The sequence below is a fragment of the Ramlibacter sp. genome (genome assembly GCF_035706265.1).
Classification (GTDB): Bacteria; Pseudomonadota; Gammaproteobacteria; order Burkholderiales; family Burkholderiaceae_C; genus Ramlibacter.
Map to the genome: position 1 here is coordinate 1 of NZ_DASSVG010000263.1, position 4,126 is coordinate 4,126.

Genomic DNA, 4,126 nt, shown 5'->3' on the forward strand with positions numbered 1-4,126 from the left:
GGATATCGCAATAGAGCGACATCACCAGGCCCAGGCCAGCCGCGGCCCCGTTGACTGCGGCCACGATCGGTTTCTGCACCGCCGGGAAGTACGTGTAGCGGGTCTGGTAATCCGCCCTGCGGTTCATGTCGTAGGGACGCATCCACTGCTGCGCGCGGATGTCATCCGGCGGCAGCACTTCCAGTTCGTCCATGTCCATGCCCGCGCAGAAGGCCCGGCCGGCCCCGGTCAGCACGATGGCACGCACTTCCGGGTCCTGCCCGGCGCGTTCCATGGCCTCGCGGATCTCGCGCTCCATGATCTTGGTGAGCGCGTTCATGCGCTCCGGGCGGTTAAAGGTGATCGTCGCGACGCTGTCGCGAACCTGGTAGCTCAGTTGCTCGAATGCCATGGGGTGCCCCTGCGGTTCGGTTCAAGTTGCCTGGATCAGGCGGGGAGCTGGATCGCGCGCGGCTCGAGGAATTCCTCCAGCCCGAACACGCCGTTCTCGCGGCCGATGCCCGACATCCCGAAGCCGCCGAAGGGAGCGGCGGGATTGAAGGGCGCGCCGTTGACGTCGACCTGGCCGGCGCGCAGGCGCCGCGCCACGGCCAGCGCCCGGGCGGAGTCGCCGGACCAAACGGCGGCGGCCAGCCCGTACGGCGTGCCGTTCGCGATGCGGACGGCATCGTCCTCGTCGTCGTACGCGATCACGCTGAGCACCGGCCCGAACACCTCCTCCTGCGCGACGCGCGACTGGGCTTGCACCTTCGCCAGCACGGTCGGCGCGACGAAGTAGCCCTGGGCCGGCACTGCGGCTTCACCAGGGCCGCCGGTCAGGCGCAGCGCGCCCTCGGCCGCCGCGGCATCGATGTACTGCTGCACGCGCTGGCGCTGGTCGGCCGAGACCAGCGGGCCGAGGCGCGTGTCACCGGAACACGGGTCGCCCATCACGAACGCGGCGACGCCCTTCTTCAGCAAGGCCAGGCACTCCTCTTCGCGCGAGCGCGGCACCAGCACGCGCGTGATGGCGGTGCAGGTCTGGCCGCTATTGAGGAAGCAGGCCGAGAGGGCGTGCTTCATGGCCTGAGCGAGATCGGCGTCCGGCAGCACCACGGAGGCGGACTTGCCCCCGAGTTCCAGCGCGACCCGCTTGATGCCGGCGCCAGCGAGGCTCGCCACGCGGCGGCCGGCGGCCGTCGAACCGGTGAAGGACACCATGTCGATGCCGGCGTGGCCCACCAGGGCTTCCCCGACGACGGCACCCTGTCCCGGCACGAGGTTGAAGACGCCGGCGGGCAGGCCCGCTGCCTCGATCGCCCGCGCCAGGGCATAGGCCGCGGCGGGCGCCAGCTCGGAGGGCTTGAGGACCACGGTGCAACCTGCGGCAAGCGCCGGCGCCACCTTGCCGGTGATCTGGTGCAGCGGGTAGTTCCAGGGCGTGATGCAGGCGACCACGCCGACCGGCTCCTGCGACACGATGGAGTGGCCGACGCGCGATTCGAAAGCCAAGCCGTCGGCAATGTCCGCGTAGGCGCTCCACGCTGCGATCGGCGCCTGCACCTGGATGCGACGGGCGAGCTTCAACGGCATGCCCACCTCGCGCGTGATCGCCTCGGCCAGCGCGTCGGCCTGGGCCGAGAGCTCCGCGGCGATGCGGCGCAGGAAGGCCGTGCGCTGCGCCAGGGGCGTGGCGGACCAGGCCGGGAAAGCGGCGCGAGCCGCCGCGACGGCGGCATCCGCCTCGCCCTGGCCCGCCAAGGCCACCTGGGCGAGCGGCTGCTCGCTGAAGGAGTCGTGGATCGTGAGCGTCCCCTGCGGCTGGATCTCGCGCCAGGCGCCGGCAATGTACGCGTCTTTGTAGTGCAGCATCGATACTCCTCAGGCGGCCTGCAGCTGGGCGCGCTGCTGCTTCTTCTTGGCGCGCGCCTCCAGGAAGCCGCGCATGATCTCCTGGGGCTCGCCGGTGGCGTACTCGTCGCGGTGGTAGCGCACCACCGCCTCGCAGGCATCGTCGAAGCCGGCCTGCGTCAGCAGGCGGAATCGCTCCTTGGTCAGGCGCAGCGCGTTCGCCGGAAGCTGCGCGAAGCGCTCGGCGATCTCCAGCGCCTTGGGCAGCACCTGGTCCCTGGGCACGGCGTGGTTCAGCAGGCCCAGTTCCAGCGCACGCTCTCCGGTGATCAGTTCACCCAGCAGCGACATCTCGACGTTGTGCGCGTGGCCGAGGTACAGCGTCATCATCCAGGAGCCGAGGATGCTGGCGAGGCCGACCCGCACCTCGGGCTGGCCGATCGACATTTCGGGATAGCCGATGCGGATGTCGGCCAGCAGCCCCATCTGGAAGCCGGTACCGGCGGCGGTGCCGTTGAAGGCCACCACCAGCGGCTTGTCCAGGTCGCGCAGCGACTGGAACATGGTGGCCTGGTGCCGCATCCAGGCCTCGACCTGCTCGGTGCGGAAGCTCGCCGCCTCGGCGAGGTCCTGGCCGGAGGAGAAGGCACGCTCGCCGGCGCCCGTCAGCACGATCGCACGGATCGCGGTGTCCGCGTTGAGCTCCTGCATGGCGGCGATGATCCCGTCGCGCATCGGGGCGCTGATCGCGTTGAGCGATTCGGGGTGGTCGAGGGTGACGATCGCGATGCGGCCGCGCCGCTCGATGTGGACGTGTTTCTTCATGACTCGATGGATTCCAGTTGCTTGGCCGGGGCGGCCGTTTGCGCCTGCGCCTGCGGCAGGCGGCGTTCGATCAGTGCGTCGACCACCACCACGCCTTCGCCGGCGGAGCGGACGATCACGGGGTTGAGGTCGATGGAGGCGATGTCGCCCTTGCTGGCGGCCATCAGCGCACCGACGCCGACCACCGCCTCGCAAAGGGCGTCCAGGTCCATCGGCGACTCGCCGCGCACGCCGGCGAACAACGGCGCGACGCGCAAGCCTTGCAACGCGGCGCGCACTTCGGAGCCGTCGAACGGCGGCACCAGCAGGCAGAAATCGGGCATCGCCTCGATGTACTTGCCGCCGTCGCCGACCATGACGACGGGACCGAACACCGGGTCGACCTTGGCGCCGATGGCGAACTCGCGGCGGCCGCGTTCCATGCGGGCCACGATCACGCCTTCCCAGGCCACACCCAGCTTGTGCATGCCGAGCCGGCAGTTCTCAAAGGCCGCGCGGAGTTCGGCCTCTCCATCCACGTTCAGGAACACCAGCCCGTACTCCGACTTGTGCGGCAGGCCTTCGGAGCAAGCCTTCACCGCGACGGGGCCCTTCAGCTCGCGCCAGGCGGCCACGGCCTCGTCGGCAGAGAAGCAGACGCGGTGCGGCACCACCGGAACCGCTGCGCGCGCCAGCAGCGCCAGGCTGTCCGCCTCATTGAGGAAGGGCGCCGAACCGGCCCGCAGTTCGATGGCAGGCACGCGGGGGAGCACGGGCTGGGGGCTGGCCATCAGGGCAAGGTGGCGGGTGAACTGGTCGAGCGCCTGCAGCGCCTGGCGCTCGCTCGGGAACGTGACCACGCCATGGCGGCGGAACGGTGCCAGCGCGGACGCCAGCGTCGCAGTCACCACCACGGTCTTGCCGGTCGCGGCCTCGAAGGCGGCGGTGTCCTGCGCGATGCGTTCGAGGTCATAGCCTTCGCCAGCCACCGGCAGACTGATGAGGAACAGGTCGGCTGCCGCATCGGGGGCGAGGCCTTGCAGCACCTTGCCGAACACTTCGCTGTTGCCCATCAGCGCCGTGGTGAGGTCGATCGGGTTGTCACAGGTCGCGAACGAAGTGAGGGCGTGGCCGACGTTGCGGCGCGTCTCCAGGCTCAGCTGCGCCAGCGGCAGACCGAGTTCGTCGGCGGCGTCGGCGCACATCACGCACGAGGATCCGCTGTTGCTGATCACGACCAGGTTGCGCCCGGGCCGGCGCTGGCCTTTCAGGTACAGCTCGGCGACCTGCACGATGCTGGCAGGATCGGCGGCACGCCAGATCCCGTGGCGGTGGAAGAACGCATCGACGACGCCGTCCGCATTGACCAATGCGCCGGTGTGCGACTGCGCAGCGGCCATGCCGCTCGCACTGCGGCCGGCCTTCAGCGCGATCACGGGGACGCCGCGCTGGCGCGCCAGGGCGGCGGCCCGGGCCAGCGTGTCCGGGTCCT

4 protein-coding genes are annotated in these 4,126 nt (G+C 70.4%); all 4 read right to left on the reverse strand.

All coding sequences use genetic code 11. The annotated features are described in order from the left end of the window. Positions 1-391, reverse strand: a 391-nt coding sequence (locus VFM98_RS09675) for an enoyl-CoA hydratase-related protein (RefSeq protein WP_325109714.1), incomplete at its 3' end; no start/stop codon positions are given. Between the two features lie 35 nt (positions 392-426). Next, a complete protein-coding gene (locus VFM98_RS09680) occupies positions 427-1,851 on the reverse strand; it encodes an aldehyde dehydrogenase family protein (RefSeq protein WP_325109715.1) in 1,425 nt (474 codons plus the stop codon). A 9-nt stretch (positions 1,852-1,860) separates the two neighbouring features. Then, the gene (locus VFM98_RS09685; protein ID WP_325109716.1) at positions 1,861-2,655 is read right to left on the reverse strand and encodes an enoyl-CoA hydratase/isomerase family protein; all 795 of its coding nucleotides are present in this window, start codon (positions 2,653-2,655) and stop codon (positions 1,861-1,863) included. Beyond that, positions 2,652-4,126 (reverse strand): acetate--CoA ligase family protein (locus VFM98_RS09690; RefSeq protein WP_325109717.1); only part of this gene is annotated, 1,475 nt, incomplete at its 5' end. The genes VFM98_RS09690 and VFM98_RS09685, both read right to left, overlap by 4 nt.

Bases quoted from the DNA above. Each gene is read 5' to 3' on its own strand.
- VFM98_RS09685 (WP_325109716.1), bottom strand. From the start codon at position 2,655: ATGAAGAAACACGTCCACATCGAGCGGCGCGGCCGCATCGCGATCGTC.
- VFM98_RS09680 (WP_325109715.1), bottom strand. From the start codon at position 1,851: ATGCTGCACTACAAAGACGCGTACATTGCCGGCGCCTGGCGCGAGATC.